Raw genomic sequence first — 19,329 nt, 5'->3', positions numbered from 1 at the left:
TCGACACCGCCGTTCCCGCGGCCCGGCGATCGCACCGTCAATAGTCGATCCGTGTAGATCGATCGAACTGCTGATCACTGGGCCAAAGTACCTGATTTCGAATTCTTCCGAAGAAGGTCAGACGCTATCGCCAATGACTGTGCAGCAGGGACGCTATACACTATATTGACTAACTCTACCTTTAATTTATGGAGTTCGGTATGGAACGTGAATATAATTTTACCGTTTTACCGTCGCTCATCGGGAATCTGAAGATCCGAAACTATATGACTGATCACATGACTAAATAGAATATAATATCTAAATCTGCCATTTCGTATGCTCGTCAGCTGAACCAGCGAAATCGGTTCGATCGCCGCGTGAACGGAACCGACGATCCACCGGCGACGGCCGACTCGCAACGACCTGATCGCGTCGATCGAAGCGAGACGCCGTGGGTGGCTGGATCGAAGCTGGAAACGCGGTACGGGAGAACGATGCAATAGAACGTCAGGGTACGCCGTCACCAGTGTGCCGGATCGGCCGACCGACGCCGACCCGAAGAGTTAGGTGGCGTGACGAGTAGCTGATTCACACCGATGAATGCGCTTCTGATCGGAGAGACGACGTTTCCGTTTCACTCGATCGACGATAAGGGCCCGGAACTCGTCGCCGCGATCGGCGACGCCGCCGACGTCACCGTCACCACCGATCGCGACGACCTGTCGGATCTCTCCGACTACGACCTGTTGATCGACTATCTGACAGACAGCGACCTCACCGCGGAGCAACTCGAGGGACTGCTCGCGTTCGTCCGCCGCGGGGGCGGGTACCTCGGCGTTCACTGCGCAGCGGATCTGCACAGCACGGCCCCGTCGGACCCGGACGACCTCATCGACACGCGATCGGAGCCGATCGCCGAACTCGAGGCGCTGCTCGGCGGCCGGTTCGTGGGCCATCCTGAGCAAACGACGTTCGGGGTCGAGATCGTCACCGAGCACCCAGTCACGGCGGGGGTCGACGATTTCGAGGTCTTCGACGAGCCGTATCGAGTCGCCGTCGACGAGGAGGTGACGGTGCTCGCGGAGATGGACCACCCCGACCTTCGATCGTACCCGGTCGCGTGGGTCCGCTTGAACGGTGACGGCCGGGTGTGTTACGTTTCGCTGGGCCACACCGACGAGTCGTTGCGACACGACGGGACCCGTCGGCTCCTCCGGAACGCCGTCTCGTGGGTCACCGGGTGAGAGCCATCCTCGGACGGCGACGGCCACCTCCCGCGGTCGGCCCGATTGAGGGCGCGAGCGGGACACCGCCGAGCCCGGAGTCCGTTCATCAGGCCTCGGTCGGATCCGCCCGTTGCAGGTCCAAGTGGTCGGGCGCCTGGGACGCTTTCGTCTCGATCGCGTCCTGCGTGTCGGGATCGAACAGGTAGAGGTCGTCGACGTCGAAGTCGATCCGGACCCGATCGCCGCGCGAGAATCGTGTGAGGGAATCGATGTCGTCGTCGAAGACGATCGATCCCGAGGTGATCGACTCCAGCCCGACGATCGCGGCGTCATGACGTGGGTCACGCTGTGCGGCAACGGACGAGGGATAGACCCCGCCGAGACCGGCGTTCTGCAAGTTCGCTGGCGGGGGCTCCCGGGGCCGTTTCTCGCGATCGTCGACCGTCGGCGCGCGTTCTTCGCGCCGGCCGTCCACCACGGCGAACCGTACGGGATCGTCATCAACGACGACATCCTCACCCTGGTGTTACACTGGTTCTACCTGACGCTCATGTGGTTGCCCTGCGAGCAACTCTACGTCGATCCCGATCGGGATCCGACCTACATCAGCATCGAAGCGTTCATCCTCGACGTCGCGCCGCTCTGGCACGACGGCGCGACGATTCGGGTTCGCGTGCTGGGCCAGCGCCCGGCCACGGGCGAGTCCACGGCGGTGCGGGGGACGCTCGAGTACATCAACGCTGCCGGCGGAACGGCCGTCCCGCGGGATCCGCCATCACGGAGCTGTCCGGCTACGCCACGCTCGTCGTCGAGGGCGACGACGGCGGCCACACGATCGGCGGCTGGGGTGCCGTCTTCGAGGATATCGAGGCCGAGGTGATCACCATCGAGGGGATCGAGTTTCCGGAACTCGAGTGATTTACACCCACACTTCTGTAACGAGAATGATTTACAACTATACGGTTGTAATACGGGTGCGACCGGACGACAACAACGTTCGCGATCTCGAGTGACCGTCGACGACTTCGGCCGGCGAGATCTGGGGCGGTGTCCGCGTCGTCCCCGTTCGGTCGATCCGTCGGTATCCTCCCCATCGATCGGGTCCGCACTCGTAAGCACCGCAACCCGTTCGGCACAGAATTCATCTTATTTGGATGTATATAATTTATATGGTAAATCTCCGCGGGTTCGATTGGCGAATCAGTTTCAGGCGTGAGAGACGGATCCAGGGTTCGCGATCGAAATCCGAACCGTAACCGGCGTATTGCGATTTAAACGGCTGCTTTTCGCGCTTCCGAGATTTCCGTCGAGACGACGTCCGGATCGGCTCGGATCCGAATCCGACCTCAATCGGTTTCGAAATAATTCGCGTATAGTGCACTGGATACGGGGGGTTTCCGGCATTATGCCGCAGTAGCGTTCCGCTGACCGATGGCTCATCCTCTCTCGACTCGGTACCCGAACGGAGCGGGGTAAAAGCAAATTAATTCTGGTATATTTGAGAAAATATTCCATATCAGATATGATCTCCGAGCGGCCGGACGCAAGACGACTGGGACCGCGAGCGCGCCGCCGAGAGGGGGCGCTACGGGGAGTAGCGGTTTACGTCTCGACTTCCTACTCGAGGTCATGACAGACGAACCCGAGATCACCGCGGAACCGCCGGAGAGCCCGATCCGACTCTCCGGAACCGATCACATCACTCTGATCGGGAGCAATGAGGCGGACACGATCGCGTTCTACCGCGACCTGCTCGGCATGCCGCTGGTGCTCAGACAGCCGAACCTCGACGATCCGAACTCGACGCACCTCTTTTTCGACACGGGTGACGGCCGGATCATCACGTTCTTCGTGACGGACGATCGGCAGTCGAACCCGCGTCCGCTCCGACACGAGATCGGCTCGGTGCATCACCTCTCGTTCTCGGTCGATCCGGAGCGGTTCGTCGAGACGAAAGAAGCGCTCGAGGAGGCGGGACGCGGCTACAACGAGTTCGATCGCGGCATCTTCCACTCGCTGTACACGCGCGACCACAACGGGCTGACGATCGAGCTCTCGACGGACAAGTTCTCGATCCCGGACGATCGCCGCGGCGAGGTGCTGGCGACGGCCCAGCGGCTCCGCGAGGAGGACGGCGTCGAGTTCGCCGAAGAGCGCCACCTCGAGGCCGCGCTCGAGGAACTCGGCATCGAGGTCGAAAAACACGAGTTGCCGGACGCGCCGACCGGAAGCGGCGTCTGAGGCCGTGCGGATCGGTTCCATCGTCGAGGCGGCCGCGCGCGACCCGATGGGGAAGCCGTCACCCGGCCGCGGGAACGATCGGCGTCGACGCGGTATCGCCGGCGCGCCGCGCGACGGTCGATCGGCTTGATCCGGCCGTCCGATAGATCCGCTTTTCTACCGATCGTATTTGTTCGGAACCACGAGTTCGGGGCCGTTTTCGACGGTCTGTCTCCCTATCTTCCTATTTTGTCCCATCCGACTCCGAAAGCGGGTCCGAGGGCCAAGCCGACGGCAATGCCTATCGCCAGGTTGTCCATCAAGACGCCGATCGCAATCCCGACGGAGAGTCCGATCGCAACGCCGTATCCCATCGAATCTCGGGTATCGTCGTTCGCTATCCTACTGTGCATTGCTACGTATTCGCCGTATCAGGTGATAAGTCTTTCAGCGGTCCTGATTCGCACGCCGACACCGCCGGCGCGTGCGGACCGGTGTACGACGGCTTCACGCGATCTACGACGCGGCCGGTCGCAGTTCGCCCGGGTTCGCGGGCTCCCCGATCGCGGCCGCCCGTCCCGGGGCGCGAGTCGATTCGGCGGTCGGAGGCTCCGAGTCGGACCGGGAGGCGTTCTCCGGCGTTTCCTCGATGACATACCGCTGTCCCAGCATCGGATCGAGTAAGCTATCCACCTCCCCCCGATCGTCCGTCAGCAGGGGCGCGTCGGCCGTGTTCGGCTCCGAGAGCTTGTTGTCGATCGCGGCCGAGAGGTCGACCCCCAGGTTGCGCTCTTCGTTCCGGGCTTCGAACTCGGCCTGCGAGAGGTCGGTCTCGTCGTTCGTCGCCACCAGTTGGATGTTCTGGATCTCGGTCGAGTCGGACGTGCGGAAGGCGTACACGTCGGGGAAGACCTCGTTCATCGTCTTGTACTGGGCGCGGTAGAATTCGGCGGCCGGGCCGTTCGGGGACGAGATGACGTTCGCGTGGACGACGCCGTCCTCGCTCAGCCGATCGGAGAGGAGTTCCATGAACTCGACCGTCGTCAGGTGGAACGGGACCTGCTCCTTCTTGTAGGCGTCGAGGACGATCACGTCGTAGGTCTCGTCGGTTCGCTGGAGGAACTGCCGGCCGTCTTCGGTGTGGACGTTGACCTCCCCGCGATCGAGTCCGAAGTACGTCCTGGCCGCGTCCGTCACCTCGGGGTCGATCTCGACGACGTCGACCGTCGCGTCGTAGCGCTCGGCGTAGTCCTGCGGCCCGGTGTAGCCGCCTCCGCCGATGAACAGGACCCGATCGACGTCCTCGTGATCGTCGGTCGCGAGCATCGGCAGGTGGAAGTACTTCGTGTAGGTGAAGACGTGGCGGTCGGGATCGTCGAGATCGATCGCGCTGTGACGCGCGCCGTCGAGGTACATGACCCGCTCGTCGCCGTTGTCGATGACCTCGAGTTGCTGGTAGGGCGTCTGGGTCTCGTAGACGACGTCACCGCGGTGGTCGAAGTCGACGGGGCTGCCCACGACGGCGCCGACGAGCAACGCGGCGACGATCGCGCTCGCGATCGCCGGTCTCGCGGACACGTCGGGAAGCGTCAGCGCGAGCGCCGTTCCGACCAGGGTGAATCCGAAGAGGGCACCGATGACCGAGATGGTCAGCGCGGGGACGAGGACGAACGTGGTCAGCGCGGAGCCCAGGATGCTGCCGATCGTGCCGAGCGCGTAGACGCGACCGGACGCTTTCCCGGTGCTCTCCGCCGCCGACAGCTCCGCGGCGTACGGACTGATGAATCCGAGCAGGTACGTCGGCGGGCCGAACAGAACGATCACCGACGGCAGCGAGGCGTACCGCGCCGGCAGCGGCAACGTCGACGTGGCGGTGAGCAAGATGTCGCTCGCGTAGACGACGACCGCGACGTAGGCGGCCGTCGCGAGCAGAAGCCGACTCATCTGGCGGTTCGTCGCGTACCGCGCCCGGTCGCCGCCCTGCCAGTAGCCGAGACTCAACCCCGCGAGGAAGACCGTCAGGATGCCGCCGACCGTGTAGATGTGGCTCCCAAACTGCGGCGCGACGATCCGCACCGCGAGGATCTCCAGCCCCATACTGACGACGCCCGAGACGAAGACGGCGAGTTCGGGTTTCGTGAGCCGATCGGTCGAAAACGATCGCACGCCCATTCGTATCGGCACTGAGTCGATCCACCGGTGAGTACCTATCGGCTTCGGCAGGCGAGGGATCGAACGCACATTCATCCGTTCGGACGTTGGACAGTCGATCGATGTCGAACTCCTCGACCGATCGCGTTCGCGTCTGGCTCGTCGAGCGGACCTACTCCGATGACGAGCAGAACCTGATCATCCTCACGTATGCCACCCCGGATGGCGAGCGGTACTTCCGCAAGGAACGGGCGCTCACATCGTTCACCGACGTCCGCGACACGACCGCCGCGATCGATGCCGATCCCGGAAATCTAGGAACCGTCGACGATCCCGACCTGCGCGAGCAGTACGCCGCTGAGGCGAGCCGAATGGCCGACGTTCACGATCCGGACGACGTCATCTGATCCGCCGCTGCGTCTCGAAACCCCGACCGGTCGGCGATCGAAACCGGCTGACCGGATCGACGGTCCGGCGGCGGTCAGTTTGTCGTGATGACTTCGATCACGTCCCGCGGCTCGACCTCGTAGTCCTTCCCGAGTTGGCGGTTGGTCCGGCAGTCGATCGCGTGCAGGAAGCCGTCGCCGATGTCGGAGTGGAGGCTGTAGGCGAAGTCCTCGGCGGTCGCGTTCGGCGGGATCAGGTAACAGTCGGGGAGGACCTCGCCGCGCTCGTTGCCGAGGCCGTTCGCGCCGCCGGGGAACACCGGCGTGACGCCGAGGACGTCGAACAGGGCGGTTTCGAGGGCCGCCTGGACGCCCGTCGCGCCGTACTCGCCGAGGAAGTCGCGGATCTGCTCGAGCCCTTGCTCCTGGTCGTCCGAGACGTCGCCCGTGATTTCGAAATCGTCGTCCCCCGGCCGGTACTCCACGGCGCCGGCCTTGTCCGCCGACTTGAGCGCCTTCTCGGCGTGCGCGCTGCAGGGGACGATCGTCAGGTGGTCGTAGTCGGGATCGTTCGCGATCTCCTCGTAATTGGCCTGCCCCTCGGGCGTGTCCAGTTTGTTCGCCGCGATCACCATCGGCTTGGTCTCCGTGCGGATCTCGCGGGCGAGTTCGAGTTTGTCGTCGTCCTCCCACGCCTCGGGGTCGAAGCCGATGCCGACCCGCCGGATGAGCAGCTTGATCTCGTCCTCGTTCGTCTTGAACGCGCTCATCTGCTCCGCGAGTTCCGCTTCGATCGCGTCGTCTTCGGTGGTGTAGCCCGACTCGTAGCGTTCGATACCCTTCTCTAAGATGTCGAGGTACCACTGGTCGAGTTCCTCCTCCAAGAAGGCGATGTCCTCCCGCGGGTCGTGACCCTCGGTCGGTTCGCCCTCGGCGTCCGTCTTACCGGAGAAGTCGACGACGTGGACGAGCACGTCGGTCTCGTTCAGATCGGTGAGAAACTGGTTGCCCAGCCCCGCTCCCTCGTGGGCGCCCGGAATCAGCCCCGCCACGTCGACGAGTTTCGTCGGGACGAACCGCATCCCGTGATCGCAAAAGCCGACGTTTGGCGTGCACTCCTCGTCGAACTCCGGCGCGGCGCACTCGACGCGGACGTAGGCCTCGCCGACGCTCGGATCGATCGTCGTGAACGGGTAGGCACCCTCGGGCACGTCGTTCATGGTGGCAGCATTGAAAAAACTGGATTTACCGACTGATGGTTTTCCGACCAGTCCGATTCGGTAACTCATTGCTCGCTCTGGGGAGGCACGGCCTAAACTGGTTTCTCTTCGGGCGTACAGTGGCCCCTGCGTACATATCTCATAGAGAACGCACGTCGGAACCGGACGCCGACTATGGACGTTCGAACCGGCCCGGCGGGGTCCCCGACCGATCGAAATCCGTACAGCGATCGCCTTCGGACGATCAGACGTGCGTTGGGGCTTCGACGCTCGTCTCGATGTCGAGTTCGTCGGCGACGTCCGACAGGAGATCGCCCTTGACCTCAGCGACCCGCCAGCCGATCTCGGCCACCAGCGGCGGGTCGAACTCCTCGCGGATGGTTTCGAGATGCGCCCGTTCGGTCTCGACCCGGTCACGGAGGTAGCGCGCGCCGCGGCCGTTCTCGTCGGGATCAGGCGAGGGGGTGAGTTTGTTGGCGACGAGGCCGCGGACGGCGAACTCCTTCTCCCGGAGGTCGGCGATCGACCGCTCGGTCTCGTTCAGCGAGAGTTCGTCGGGGTTCAGGACGATGAAGAAGGCGGCGTCGTCCTGGAGCGCCTTGCCGGCGAAGTCGAAGAACTCCTTGCGCTCTTCGAGACGCGCGAGGACGGGGTCGCCCTCCATGACGCGCCGGGGTTCGTTGTTTCCGATCGCGGCCTTCTCGAAGAGGTCGATGCTGGTCCGGCGCTTGTACATCAGGCGGTCGATCCAGCTTTCGAGCAGGTCGGGGAGGCCGAGCAGGCGCAGCGTGCTTCCGGAGGGCGCGGTGTCGAAGACGACCCGATCGTACGACTCCGAGTTGCGCATCACGTCGACGAACCGATCGAACAGGGCCGACTCGTAGGCGCCAGGCGTACCGTGGGCCATCTCGAGCTGGCGGTTGATCTCGTTGACCATCGCCGCCGAAACCTGTTCGGAGAGGTCCTGGCGGATTTCGTCTAAGTGGCGCGTGACCTCGTCCTCGGGATCGAGTTGCATCGCGTCGAGCCGATCGATTCCCGCGACCGGCTCGGGGGTGTCGTCGAACGGTTGATCGAACACGTCGGTGACGGAGTGGGCGGGGTCGGTCGAGACGACGAGCGTCCGGTGACCGTCGCGGGCGCAGCGGAGTCCGTAGGCACACGAGACGGTGGTCTTGCCGACGCCGCCCTTGCCGCCGAAGAAGACGAAGGGTTCCATGTCAGAAGTGGTACTGCTGACCCTTTCGTTCGAGGTAGGTGCCGCGATCCCACAGTCGCCGCTCCCAGGCCTCGAACTCGTCTTCGAGGTACGGCAGCAGTTCGGCCGTGTAGTACGACACGGGCGAGGGGATTCCGAACGCGTCCGGGAAACACGCGAGCAGGAACGCGTCCTCGGCGTCCTCGGCTTCCTTTTCGATCTTCTCGTAGGCCGGATGCGAGATCATGCCGTGATAGAGCCCCCTGAGCCACTCCGAAAGCGTTCGGCGGAACGCCTCGATCCGATCGGCCAGTTCCATGGCCGTATGTTCGGTTCAAACGGGTAAAAGCTGTCGAGGGGACCGATGCGACGACCGGCTCGCCCCGTCGCCGTTCCCCGTCGAGGGTCGCTTTCAAGGGCACTCGATTCCAGTATCGCACATGAACGCCGACGGGACCATCCCGGTGACCATCCTCTCCGGAAGCCTGGGCGCCGGCAAGACGACGCTGCTCAACCACCTGCTCTCGAACGCCGGCGATCGAACCCTCGCCGTCCTCGTCAACGACATGGGCGAGGTGAACGTCGACGCGGAACTCGTCGCCGAGGGCTCCGAACTGGAACTCGACGACGGCGTCGCGGAGCTCTCGAACGGCTGCATCTGCTGTGAACTGCAGGACGACCTCGAAACGGCCGTGGTCAGGCTGGCTCGCGATCGGGCGTTCGACCACCTCGTCGTCGAGTCCTCGGGCATCTCCGAGCCCGCGCCCGTCGCGCGGCTGTTCACGACGAAATCCCGCGTCGCCGCCCGGTACGATGTCGACACGCTCGTGACCGTCCTCGACACGCCCGCGTTCCTGGAGTCCTTCGCCGGCGAGGAGATCCCGGAACGGCGCGGCGACGAGGCCGATCGGCCCCTCTCCGACCTGCTCGTCGAACAGGTCGAGGTGTCGAACGTCGTCCTGCTCAACAAGGCGGACCTGTGCAGCGAAGCCCAACTCGCGGAGGCCGAAGAACTTGTCCGGGCGCTCCAGCCCGACGCCGAGACCGTCCGGACGGAGTTCTCGGCGATCGACCCCGATCGACTGCTCGGCCGCGATCGGTTCGACGCCGACCGACTCGCCGACCTGCCGGGGTGGAAACGCGCGCTGGAGGAGGATAACGGCCACGGTCACGCCGATACGGGCGGGCGCGGAGACGGCGATCACGGCCACCGCGATCGCCATGACCACGACGACCACGATCACGACGAGCACGACCACCGCCATCCCGACGAAGTCTACGGCGTCACCTCGTTCGTCTTCCGCCGCCGGCGGCCGTTCCACCCCGATCGGTTCGCGTCGTTTCTCCGCGATCTCCCGTCCGAAATCGTCCGCGCCAAGGGAACCGCGTGGCTCGCGGGTAACGAAATGCGCGTCGCGATCGCGCAGGCCGGGCCGTCCATCAGAGCCGCCGCGAAGGGGCCGTGGATCGCGAGCCTGCCCGAGATCGAACGCGACATGTACCGGTCGAACCGGCCGAACCTCGAGTGGAACGACGAGCACGGCGATCGGCTGACCGAACTCGTCTTCATCGGGACGGAGTACGACGAATCGGCGCTCCGAGAGCGCCTCCGAGAGGCGCTCGTGACGGACGAGGAGTGGTCCGGCGACGGAGACGCCGGCTCGAGCGACGGACCGTTCCCCGACGAGCAGGGCGACGAGACGGTCGTTCGCGGGCCGTGAGTTCGAGCGATCGGGCGCGAGGGGACGATCGATCGTCGGGGATGTCACCGGCGGGGATGCCGCGACGCGAGCCGATCGCTACCGCACCAACAGCGGGACCGCGAGGCCGACGCTGATCGCCGCGAGGACGAGCATGAGGTGGAACAGCCGTTCGGCGCGCACGCCCGCCGGGACGACCGCGAGCTCCGAGCGCGCGGTCCACACCTGTCGGTAGTAGGCGACGACGGCGGCGAGAAGGGAGAGGCCGAGAGACGCGCCGATCGAGACGTCGAGAGGGGCGCCCAGCGCCTGCGCGTACAGCGGTCCGAACGAGAGCAGCAGCATGACCGTCAGTCCGGAGACGACGACGAAGGGAACGGGGTCGACGGGGGATCCGTGGCGGTTACGAGGCCGCATAAAGATCGTATCGCGGCGAGCGGCAAAGAGCTAAGTGTTGCACGGACAGTGTGTCCGCCATGAGCGAGGGTGACCGTCCGAGCGAGCAGGATCCGGAGACCGGCGGATTCGAAGCGGGCGTCTCCTCCTCGACGGGTGATCCTCGCGTCATCCTCGCGATGAACGCCGTCCTGTCGACGCTGTTCGGCTGGACGATCGTCTGGGGCCTGTCCTTTCTGGGCGTCGTCGAGTTCGGATGGATAAACGTCGCCACGGCGGCGGTACTCCTGTTTACGGTGACCTACGCCGTGACCATGACCTGATCGACGGGGCGTCGAGTCGCGGTCCGGCCGATCACGGGAGACGCGGCCTCCCCGAACCGGCGGTCCGAACCCCCGATAGCCGGCGCCTACCGGCCGTAGACGAACCGGTTCACCAGCGCGTCGAGCCGCGCCGTCGCTCGACCGGCCCAGGCACTCGGCGACAGCCGTCGGAGCGTCTCGTCGTCGACCTCGATCGCGACCCGTTCGACGGCGGCGCGATCGTCGGGTTCGTCGTCGGACCGCGCGACGTCGACGACCGACGACATCGAACAGCGGCCGCAGGATTCGGTGTTCTTCCCACCCATGAGAGTCGTTCGCACGACACTTCGGCCACCAGCGGCTAAAACGTGTCGCCTCGACGTTCGTCGCCGCTCGGATCGGCCGTCGCGGATCGAACCCGAGGCGACACAATCCTGCGCGATCGCTGCTCCTGAACGGAGCCGCACGTAACTCGCACCACTCTCGGATGCGTCACGATCCGGGATCGCGCGTCGGTCGAGACTCCCGTCGATCGCCCGTGCTCGCACGTCCTGCGAGGAGGACGACCGGCGGGTGAAGTCCGACGGCTTCGCCCACCGACGCCTATTTGCCGTCCCGGCCGGTTATCGGGTGATATGGGATACCGACTCATCGATCCGGACGAGATCGAACCGGCGCCGGATCGGCCCAGCGAGTGTCGAAAACTCGCCGGCGCCGCGGGTCTCGAGAGCATGGCGATCAACCGGTTCCGGGCCGAACCGGGCGAGGACCTCCCGCTCGCCTACCACTACCACGATACCCAGCAGGAGGCGTTCTACGTCCTCTCCGGGACGCTGGCCGTCGAGACGCCGGCCGAAACATACGAGGTGCCCGCCGAGCGCCTGTTCGTCGTCGACCCCGAGCACCCCCAACGCGCGTACAACCCCGAAGACGCCGGCGAGGCGGTGACGGTGTTGGCGATCGGTGCCCCGCCCGCCGCCGACGACGCCCACGTCTACGAGCCGGAGGAATGAGCGGACGCGAAGCGCCGAAACCCGAGGACCTGCCCGCCGAGATCCGCGAGGCGGTCCCCGACTGGGAGGACGAGTACCTCGATCGGGTCTCCGACCGGCTGATGTACAGCTACGACCTCGAGAAGGACTATCGGCTCGACGGGGAGCGGTGGGACCTCTACGGCGAGATGCGCGTGACCACCCAGAAACAGTTCTTCCATCCGGCGCTCTCCTACGCCGACCACGAGGCCGAGGAGTATCTCTTCGCCCGCCGGGAGCCGCGGCCGACCGTCGCGGAACTCGATCGCCTCGTCGCCCTGGGTCACGAGGTCGCCGACGAGCGGATCGTCGCCGACGAGGAGCACTTCGGTACGGACGTCAGCTTCGTGCTCGTCGCCGACGAGCTCCCCGACGACGTCCGCGAGTACGTCTCCGGATTCCGCGATCGGACGCTGCTGAAGTTCGGCTACTACGGCCACTACGACGTGAACCTCGTGATCGTCGTTCCCGACGCCGAGGACCACGTCGCCAGCGAAGTCGCGGACGTCGTCGAGGCCTTCACCCTCTGGGACGACGTAAGCAAATCCGAGGAGGGCGTCCTCTCGCGGTTCGCGAAGCGGTTCTGGCGATAACGATCGACCCGTTCTGCGGCTCGGACGGCGCGGTTTCGGTGTCGAAAGTCGTCACCGAGGGGTGTGAGACGGTCGCTATCGCCACGAAAAACGGAAAATCGATTCGGACGGACCGCGTCAGTCGTCGCCCGGCTCGGCCGCGGGCGTTTCGGGTCCGCGACGGACTTCGCGGATGTTGTTGTAGCCCAGTCTGACGAGCGCGAGTGCCAGCCCGATCAGGACGAGCCCGATGATCATCTGTACGATCGCGGAGATGATCGCTTCGGTCGTCTCCGCGCCGCCGTTCAGCAGGTTGACGTAGAGGTTCTCGTAGAACACCAGCCACGACAGCCCGAGCACGGTGATCGTCACCATCAGCGCCATCGGGACGCCGGTCGAGATGAGCTGCTTGCTGTCGTCCCAGTTGGCCAGCCAGACGGTCGCGGTCAGCAGCGCGAGCGCGGCGAGCAGCTGGTTCGCGCCGCCGAACAGCTGCCAGAGGACGACCCACTGGCCGGAGACGACCAGCAGGTACGCCGGTACGGCCTGCACGATCGGGTTCGTGTAGCGACCGCGGGCGATCGAGCCGATATCGGCGTTCAGCCCCGTGTCGGTCCGCCCGGCGGGCGTGCCGACGATCTCCTCCATCATGTAGCGGCCGAGGCGGACGGCCGTGTCGGTCGAGGTCAGCAGGAAGCTACAGAGGACCAGCGCCATGAACACGGCGCCGACCGTCTGCGGGATGCCGAAACTGGTGAGGATGACGCCGCCGCCCGAGGCGAAGTTCGGCAACGCGGCGCCGATACCGCCGGCCACGTCGGGGGCGCCCCACACCGCGAGCGTCGAGAGCGCGACCGCGGCGAGCAGCCCTTCGCCGAGCATGCCGCCGTAGCCGATCAGACGGGCGTCGCTCTCGTTGTTGAGCTGCTTGGCGGTCGTCCCCGAGGAGACCAGCGAGTGGAACCCGCTGATCGTCCCGCACGCGATCGTGATGAAAAGCAGCGGGAACAACGGCGCGTAATCGGCCGCCCCGACGCCCCAGAACCCCTCGAAGGCGCCGAGGCTCTCGTCGATGACGAGCGGCTGCGAGGAGGTTTCGAAAAACGTTCCGACGATGATCGCGAGGACCGCCCCGCCGACGCCGGCGTACAGCAGGAATGACGAGAGGTAGTCGCGCGGCTGCAACAGGACCCACACCGGCAGCGCGCTCGCGATCGCGGCGTACACCAGGACGACGGGGATCCACGCCGCGGTATTTCCGCCGCCGAGCCCTTCGAGCTGGGCCGCACCCGGGACCCAGTCGCCGGCGCCGCCGAGCAGGACGATCGTTCCGGACGGGTAGTCGCCGGCGAACAGGGCGACCGGGTACTCGATGCCAACCCGGACGGCGGCGAACACGCCCACGACGAACACCACCGTTCCCAGGATGAACGGCCCGTTGAACTGGTACAGGTACACCCCGAACGCCAGCGCCAGCAGAATGTAGATGAACGACGCCGTCGCCACCTGCGGGAAGGCGTGGAACACGATCGCGACGACGAGCGCGAACACCGCGACGACCAGCACGATCGTCAGGAACGCGAACCACAGCAGCATGTTCTTCCCCTGCTCGCCGACGTACTCGCCGATCATGTACCCGATCGACTTCCCCTCGTGGCGCAGGCTGCCCGACAACGAGATGAAGTCGTGGACCGCTCCCATCAGCGGGTTCCCGATCGCGATCCACAGCAAGGCGGGAACCCATCCCCAGATGGCGCCGGCCGTGATCGGGCCGACGATCGGTGCTCCGCCCGCGATACTCGAATAGTGATGCCCCAACAGCACCGGTTTCTTGGACGGGACGTACTCCTGCCCGTCCTCGTACTTGTGCGCCGGCGTCTCCCGATCCGGATCGAGATCGACGAACTGGGCGAGGTACCGCGAGTACCCCACGTACCCCGCGGTGAACGTTACGAGCACCGCCGCCACGATCCATATCACCTGTGTCATGCTAGATCTACTCGAACCAACTGTGTGCGAGAACCTTAATAGTTAATTATTTTTCACGGATTTGTACTTCGTATATTTTGGAGGCAACGCTCTCGCTTCACGAATATAAGAATTATCCGCGTCGGATACTGTACATCAAAGGGAACTCCCCGACCGGACGATGATGGGGCCGATCGAGCGGTCCGATCGCGCACGGAGCGGTCGCCGGTCGAAGACGCAGCGCCCGCGACCTGGTTGCGGAGTCAGTTCGAAACGGACGGCGGCACCGACCCGGATACCGGGAGTCGTTCAGCCGGCGATCGCCTTCCAGCTCCAGCCGGCCAGCGCGACCCAGACGAGAACGAGAACGCCGAACGCGGCCCACTGCCCGGTCTGGGTGTCCGCGATCGGTCCGAACACGTCCACGAGGCCGGTCGCCTGCATCGCCCCGATCACGAGCAGCCACAGCCCGAGTATCGAAACGACGGCGACCCCGATCCAGTTTCGGATGATCCACTGGTCTTCCTCCTTGGCCTCCCGTTTGGTGTTGGTGGGCTTTTCCGTCGGCTCGCGATCGGGCTCGGACATACGTGGTGGTTACAGCGTTGCGGGGGAAACGGTTCCACCTGCAGGTTCCGGGCCGTCGCGGACGACCGTCCGTCTTCGAAAACGGCGCCGAGAAGCGACGAAAGCGGCGCCGCCAGCAACGACGGCGGCGTCCGGATCAGTCGAGAACGGCCGCCAGCGCGTCCATCGTCCGATCGACTCGGTCGAGCCGAGCGTTGTGGCCCATGTGTCCGATCCGGAGGATATCGTCCTCGAGGTCGCCGAGGCCGGTCGCGAGGACGATGCCGCGATCCTCGCGCATCGCTCGCTGCAACTCGCCGGCCCGGCCCTCGACCCACAGCGCGGTCACGGTCGGCGAGACGTCGGCGTCGGCGGTCGGGTACGTCTCCAGGCCGAGGTCGGCGGCCCGCTCGCGACACCGCGTCGCGGCCGCCTCGTGCCGATCGAAGGCGGCTTCGACCCCCTCGTCGAGGAGGAGATCGGCGGCGGCGTCGAGGCCGTACAGGTTCGCGGTGAGGTGGGTGTACGGGAACCACTCGTCCTCGGCCGCCGTTCGCCACGGTTCGAGGTCGGCGTAGTAGGTCCGGTTCTCGACCGATTCGATGCGATCCCAGGCCCGGTCGCTGATCGCGCAGGTCGTCAGCCCCGGCGGCGCGCTGAAACACTTCTGGCTCGCGCCGAGACAGACGTCGATCTTCCCGGTCGGGACGGGCGTCCCGCCGAGCGAAGAGACGGCGTCGACGACGGTGACGATTCCGCGCTCGTCGAGCGCGTCGAGGATCGGATCGAGGTCGTTCAGTGTCCCCGTCGGCGTCTCGCAGTGGACCATCGTCGCGACGTCGAACTCCTCGGCCGCCCCGTCGAGCCGTTCCTCGACGGTCTCCCGATCGAGCGTCTGATCCCAGGGGACGTCGCAGACGACGGCCTCGCCGCCGTACGCTTCGACGAAGTCGGCGAATCCGTCGCCGTACAGCCCGTTCGAGAGACACAGCACCCGATCGCCGGGCTCGACCAGCGAGGCGACGGCGGCCTCGAGGCCGAGGATGCCCTCGCCGCCGAGGACGACGACGTCGCGGCCCCACTCTCCCTCGGTTCCCGATCGGAAAATCGCCTCGAGTTTGTCCGTCAGCTCCCGGTAGAACGCGAAGAACTCGGGTTCGACGTCGGGATTCGGCGTCGGTTCGGCCATCCGCCGCCGGACCGCCTCGGGAACCTCGGTCGGCCCCGGCGTCATGCGCAGTTTGTCCGCGGGTGATGCGCTCATAGACTGATCGGGAACTCGCTGGGTGATAAACCCCGGGTCCCGGCGGCGTTTCGCGGCGCGCGCGATCGTCCTTCCGCGACGCGGTCGACGTCGCCCGGTGCGACGCGATCACCCGCCCGGCGCTACCGCATGGTGTCCGGAATTCGATCGATCACGTCGGTCGCGAGCACGCCGGGGCCGTACTCGGCCGTGGCGAGTTCGCCGGTCTTGCCGAGGATCCAGGCGCCGAGTTCGGCGGCCTCCCGGCGAGCCATCCCCTGGCCGAGCAGCGAGGCGACGATGCCGACCATCGTGTCGCCGGTCCCCGCGACGGTGAGCGCCGACGTGCCCGTCTCGTTTTCGATCTGCTCGCCGTCGGCGACGATCTCGTCCACGTCGCCGGTCAGCGCGACGACCGCACTCGTTTCTTTCGAGAACTCCGAGAGCGATCCGTACGACTCCCGAATCGGATCCACTTCGGTGTCGCTCGGCGTGAGCACTGCGTTCGAGAGGTCGGCGTCCAGCCCGGGTTCGACCGCGAGCGCGTCGACGACCGTCGGGACGTCGACGGTGTCGATCGCCTCTGTCATGGCGTCGGGATCCGCGTCGACGAGGCCGGGTCCGATCACGAGCGCGTCGGCCCAGTCGCTCAGTTCGCGGGTGCCCTCGACGGCGCTCCTCTCGAACCGGTCGCCCGCGTAGCGATCGACCAGCAGGTTCGGCTCGTGGCCCGCGACGATCGCGTAGATCGGGTCGGCGACGAACGCCCGCACGTGATCCGATCCCGTTCGAAGCGCCGCTCGCCCGACGAGCGCGGGCTGGTTCGGGTACTCGATCGCGCCGGCGACGATGCCGACGCGGCCGTTGTCGTTGCCGCCCTCGGAGACGTTCGAGAGCGTCCGTTGGAGGCGTGCCATATCTTCCTTCGAGATCGCTCGACGGGTAGCCGTTCGGCACGCGAAAGCCGGTATCCACTACGGTTCGGACCGGCCACCCTGCGATAGCGAGACTCGATGGCCGACGTGAGCTGATCCGTTTTTTCGTTCGAATTCACCGCACGAAACCGGTTGACAATACCACGAGAATCAGAGGTTTTTCCGCGACAGCGACCGCCCCCTAGCCCGACGTGTGCCAGGTCAAGTCATAGTAGGTGGGCGTCGTACCGGGACCCATGTTCCACGATCGAACCGACGCCGGCGAACGGCTCGCAGCGGAGCTCGATCGCCGCGGTCTCGACGCCGATATCGTCCTCGGCATTCCGCGCGGGGCGTTGCCCGTCGCCAGACCGGTCGCGGACGCGCTCGACGCCGATCTGGACGTGGTCGTCGCGCGAAAGCTGGGCGCCCCGGGGAACCCGGAGCTGGCGATCGGCGCGGTCGCGAGTTCGGGCAGCGTCTGGTACAACGACGACCTCATCGATCGGCTGGGCGTCGACGAGGAGTACCTCGAGAGCGTTCGTCGGGAGGAGGCCGAGAACGCGAAGGCGAAGGCCGATCGCTACCGCGATCGCCCCGGATTGCCGGCCCTCGAGGGGAAGCACGTGGTCGTCGTCGACGACGGCGTGGCGACGGGCGCGACCGCGAGGGCCTGCCTGCGACAGGTCCGGGACGCGAACGCCGCGTCCGTTGCGCTCGCGGTGCCCGTCGGCTCGCCCCGATCGGTCGACGACCTCGAGCGCGAGGCCGACGACGTGATCGCGCTCGAGGCGCCCCGGAACTTCCAGGCCGTCGGGCAGTTCTACCGAGATTTCGGGCAAGTCACCGACGAGGAAGCGATCGAGTACCTCGAGGAGTAGCGATCGGACGGAGCCGCGGGTCGGGGTCGCAAGACTTCGATGCGGCCCCGGATCTGACGCCGCGAGGCCGCGTTAGGGCCAGAGGCCGCGCATCTCGTGGGCCTCCGTGATCCGCGAGAGGGCGACAGCGTACGCGGCGTCCCGCCAGGGCACGTCGCGACGTTCGACTTCTTCTCGCACGCCGTTCCAGGCCGCCACCATCTCGGTCTCGAGTTCCTCCTGAACCCGTTCGAGGCTCCACTTGCGGCGGTTGATGTCCTGGAGCCACTCGAAGTAACTGACCGTGACCCCACCCGCGTTCGCGAGGATGTCGGGGATCACCGGCACGCCGCGCTTGGCGAGGATCGCGTCGCCGCCGAACGTAGTCGGGCCGTTAGCCCCCTCGACGACGACGTCCGCCCGAACCGCGTCGGCGTTCTCCTCGGTGATGACGTTTCCGACGGCCGCCGGGACGAGCACGTCGACGTCGAGTTCGAGCAGGTCGTCGTTCGAGAGACGGGTTCCCCGCGTCACGCCGGTGACGGCCTCGGGCTCCTCGTCGTGGGAGGGGATCGCGGCCACGTCGATGCCGTCGGGATCGTACACCGCGCCGTTGACGTCGCTGACGGCGACGACGGACGCGCCCCACTCGTCCAGGAGTCGAGCAGCGTTCGCGCCGACGCTGCCGAAGCCCTGGACGGCGACGGTCGTCTCCTCGATCGGGTGGTCGTAGTAGTCCAGGGTCTCGCGGGTGACGATCGCGACGCTGCGGCCGGGGGCTTCCTCGCGACCGTAACTGCCGCCGACCGAGGGCGGCTTGCCGGTGACGACGCCGGGGGTGGTTTCGCCCTCCTGCATGCTGTAGGCGTCCATCAACCACGCCATCGTCTCCGGGTCGGTCCCCATGTCGGGCGCCGGAATGTCCGCGTTCGGCCCGATCACCTCGCGGATCTCCTGGGTGAACCGACGCGTGAGCCGCTCGCGCTCGTCGTCGCTCAGTGACTTGGGGTCGACGATGATCCCGCCTTTCGCGCCGCCGAAGGGGAGGTCCATGACGGCGCACTTCCAGGTCATCCACATTGCCAGTCCGACGCACTCGTCGCGGGTCACGTCGGGGTGGTACCGGAGTCCGCCCTTGTACGGCCCGCGAACACTGTCGTGCTGGGCGCGGTATCCGGTGAAGACGTCGACCGATCCGTCGTCGCGCTCGAGCGGGACGGTTACCTCGTGGACCTTCTTCGGACGCTTGAGCCGTTCGAGGATGGTCTCGTCGATGTCGAGCCGCTGGGCGGCCCGATCGAGCTGTCGACGAGCGGTTTCGAGCGCCGGCTCCGGTTCGCCGTCGGAGCACCGCGGCTCGGAAGTCGATGTCGAACGGTGGTGCGACGCCATC

At 66.0% G+C, this 19,329-nt stretch carries 21 protein-coding genes and 1 pseudogene; 10 read left to right on the top strand and 12 right to left on the bottom strand.

What is annotated here, in order from left to right; all coding sequences use genetic code 11:
* Positions 1-578 precede the first annotated feature (578 nt).
* The 4 genes and pseudogenes from MUH00_RS03430 to MUH00_RS03420 all read left to right on the top strand — a co-directional run bounded on the left by MUH00_RS03430 (position 579) and on the right by MUH00_RS03420 (position 3,449).
* A complete protein-coding gene (locus MUH00_RS03430; protein WP_247002369.1) occupies positions 579-1,226 on the top strand; it encodes a ThuA domain-containing protein in 648 nt (215 codons plus the stop codon).
* A gap of 313 nt (positions 1,227-1,539) precedes the next feature.
* A pseudogene (locus MUH00_RS23125) lies at positions 1,540-1,878 on the top strand (TrmB family transcriptional regulator sugar-binding domain-containing protein); the annotation flags it as partial.
* A complete protein-coding gene (locus MUH00_RS23120; protein WP_425603061.1) occupies positions 1,761-2,126 on the top strand; it encodes a TrmB family transcriptional regulator sugar-binding domain-containing protein in 366 nt (121 codons plus the stop codon). The pseudogene MUH00_RS23125 and the gene MUH00_RS23120, both read left to right, overlap by 118 nt.
* A 711-nt stretch (positions 2,127-2,837) precedes the next feature.
* Positions 2,838-3,449, top strand: a complete 612-nt coding sequence (locus MUH00_RS03420; RefSeq protein ID WP_247002367.1) for a VOC family protein — start codon at positions 2,838-2,840, stop codon at positions 3,447-3,449.
* Positions 3,450-3,664: 215 nt separating this feature from the next.
* Here the strand turns inward: MUH00_RS03420 and MUH00_RS03415 are convergent, their stop codons facing one another.
* Both MUH00_RS03415 and MUH00_RS03410 read right to left on the bottom strand, forming a co-directional pair.
* Positions 3,665-3,841: a glycine zipper domain-containing protein gene (locus MUH00_RS03415; RefSeq protein ID WP_247002366.1), complete on the bottom strand. Its 177-nt coding sequence runs from the start codon at positions 3,839-3,841 to the stop codon at positions 3,665-3,667.
* A 103-nt stretch (positions 3,842-3,944) separates the two neighbouring features.
* Positions 3,945-5,600, bottom strand: coding sequence for a spermidine synthase (locus MUH00_RS03410; RefSeq protein WP_247004067.1), 1,656 nt, complete (start codon positions 5,598-5,600; stop codon positions 3,945-3,947).
* Between the two features lie 101 nt (positions 5,601-5,701).
* Between MUH00_RS03410 and MUH00_RS03405 the strand changes: the two genes are divergently transcribed.
* On the top strand, positions 5,702-5,986 hold the full coding sequence (locus tag MUH00_RS03405; protein WP_247002365.1) for a DUF7967 family protein: 285 nt from the start codon (positions 5,702-5,704) through the stop codon (positions 5,984-5,986).
* Between the two features lie 74 nt (positions 5,987-6,060).
* Here MUH00_RS03405 and MUH00_RS03400 read toward each other — a convergent pair whose 3' ends face one another.
* The 3 genes from MUH00_RS03400 to MUH00_RS03390 all read right to left on the bottom strand — a co-directional run bounded on the left by MUH00_RS03400 (position 6,061) and on the right by MUH00_RS03390 (position 8,702).
* On the bottom strand, positions 6,061-7,254 hold the full coding sequence (locus MUH00_RS03400) for a redox-regulated ATPase YchF (protein ID WP_247002364.1): 1,194 nt from the start codon (positions 7,252-7,254) through the stop codon (positions 6,061-6,063).
* Between the two features lie 175 nt (positions 7,255-7,429).
* Complete coding sequence (locus MUH00_RS03395; RefSeq protein WP_247002363.1) at positions 7,430-8,404, bottom strand: ArsA family ATPase; 975 nt, start codon at positions 8,402-8,404, stop codon at positions 7,430-7,432.
* A gap of 1 nt (position 8,405) precedes the next feature.
* A complete protein-coding gene (locus tag MUH00_RS03390; protein WP_247002362.1) occupies positions 8,406-8,702 on the bottom strand; it encodes a DUF7990 family protein in 297 nt (98 codons plus the stop codon).
* A 121-nt stretch (positions 8,703-8,823) separates the two neighbouring features.
* Here MUH00_RS03390 and MUH00_RS03385 point away from each other — a divergent pair, with 121 nt between their 5' ends.
* The gene (locus MUH00_RS03385) at positions 8,824-10,104 is read left to right on the top strand and encodes a CobW family GTP-binding protein (RefSeq protein WP_247002361.1); all 1,281 of its coding nucleotides are present in this window, start codon (positions 8,824-8,826) and stop codon (positions 10,102-10,104) included.
* 78 nt (positions 10,105-10,182) lie between these two features.
* Here the strand turns inward: MUH00_RS03385 and MUH00_RS03380 are convergent, their stop codons facing one another.
* The gene (locus MUH00_RS03380; RefSeq protein ID WP_247002360.1) at positions 10,183-10,500 is read right to left on the bottom strand and encodes a hypothetical protein; all 318 of its coding nucleotides are present in this window, start codon (positions 10,498-10,500) and stop codon (positions 10,183-10,185) included.
* 59 nt (positions 10,501-10,559) lie between these two features.
* Here MUH00_RS03380 and MUH00_RS03375 point away from each other — a divergent pair, with 59 nt between their 5' ends.
* On the top strand, positions 10,560-10,802 hold the full coding sequence (locus MUH00_RS03375) for a DUF8107 family protein (protein ID WP_247002359.1): 243 nt from the start codon (positions 10,560-10,562) through the stop codon (positions 10,800-10,802).
* Between the two features lie 86 nt (positions 10,803-10,888).
* On the opposite strand, the gene MUH00_RS03370 is transcribed toward MUH00_RS03375, so the two are convergent.
* Positions 10,889-11,122, bottom strand: a complete 234-nt coding sequence (locus MUH00_RS03370; RefSeq protein WP_321576088.1) for a DUF8007 family protein — start codon at positions 11,120-11,122, stop codon at positions 10,889-10,891.
* 294 nt (positions 11,123-11,416) lie between these two features.
* On the opposite strand from MUH00_RS03370, the gene MUH00_RS03365 reads away from it, so the two are divergent.
* Positions 11,417-11,794 (top strand): cupin domain-containing protein, encoded by a 378-nt coding sequence (locus MUH00_RS03365; protein WP_247002358.1) that lies wholly within the window; start codon positions 11,417-11,419, stop codon positions 11,792-11,794.
* On the top strand, positions 11,791-12,405 hold the full coding sequence (locus MUH00_RS03360; protein WP_247002357.1) for a DUF8052 family protein: 615 nt from the start codon (positions 11,791-11,793) through the stop codon (positions 12,403-12,405). Before MUH00_RS03365 ends, MUH00_RS03360 begins: the two co-directional genes overlap by 4 nt.
* A gap of 117 nt (positions 12,406-12,522) precedes the next feature.
* Here MUH00_RS03360 and MUH00_RS03355 read toward each other — a convergent pair whose 3' ends face one another.
* The 4 genes from MUH00_RS03355 to MUH00_RS03340 all read right to left on the bottom strand — a co-directional run bounded on the left by MUH00_RS03355 (position 12,523) and on the right by MUH00_RS03340 (position 17,079).
* Positions 12,523-14,373: a carbon starvation CstA family protein gene (locus MUH00_RS03355; protein ID WP_247002356.1), complete on the bottom strand. Its 1,851-nt coding sequence runs from the start codon at positions 14,371-14,373 to the stop codon at positions 12,523-12,525.
* 288 nt (positions 14,374-14,661) lie between these two features.
* Positions 14,662-14,940 (bottom strand): hypothetical protein, encoded by a 279-nt coding sequence (locus MUH00_RS03350; protein ID WP_247002355.1) that lies wholly within the window; start codon positions 14,938-14,940, stop codon positions 14,662-14,664.
* A 136-nt stretch (positions 14,941-15,076) separates the two neighbouring features.
* Positions 15,077-16,183: a pyridoxal-phosphate-dependent aminotransferase family protein gene (locus MUH00_RS03345; protein WP_247002354.1), complete on the bottom strand. Its 1,107-nt coding sequence runs from the start codon at positions 16,181-16,183 to the stop codon at positions 15,077-15,079.
* 122 nt (positions 16,184-16,305) lie between these two features.
* Positions 16,306-17,079, bottom strand: coding sequence for an NAD(P)H-hydrate dehydratase (locus MUH00_RS03340; RefSeq protein ID WP_247002353.1), 774 nt, complete (start codon positions 17,077-17,079; stop codon positions 16,306-16,308).
* Between the two features lie 254 nt (positions 17,080-17,333).
* Here MUH00_RS03340 and MUH00_RS03335 point away from each other — a divergent pair, with 254 nt between their 5' ends.
* Positions 17,334-17,957, top strand: coding sequence for a phosphoribosyltransferase (locus MUH00_RS03335; protein WP_247002352.1), 624 nt, complete (start codon positions 17,334-17,336; stop codon positions 17,955-17,957).
* 72 nt (positions 17,958-18,029) lie between these two features.
* On the opposite strand, the gene gdhB is transcribed toward MUH00_RS03335, so the two are convergent.
* Positions 18,030-19,328, bottom strand: a complete 1,299-nt coding sequence (gdhB, locus tag MUH00_RS03330; protein ID WP_247002351.1) for a glutamate dehydrogenase GdhB — start codon at positions 19,326-19,328, stop codon at positions 18,030-18,032.
* Position 19,329 lies beyond the last annotated feature (1 nt).

The sequence above is a fragment of the Halosolutus gelatinilyticus genome (genome assembly GCF_023028105.1).
In the GTDB taxonomy this organism is placed as follows: Archaea; Halobacteriota; Halobacteria; order Halobacteriales; family Natrialbaceae; genus Halosolutus; species Halosolutus gelatinilyticus.
The sequence above is the reverse complement of the archived record's forward strand: the minus strand, read 5'-3'. Positions and strand labels throughout refer to the sequence as shown.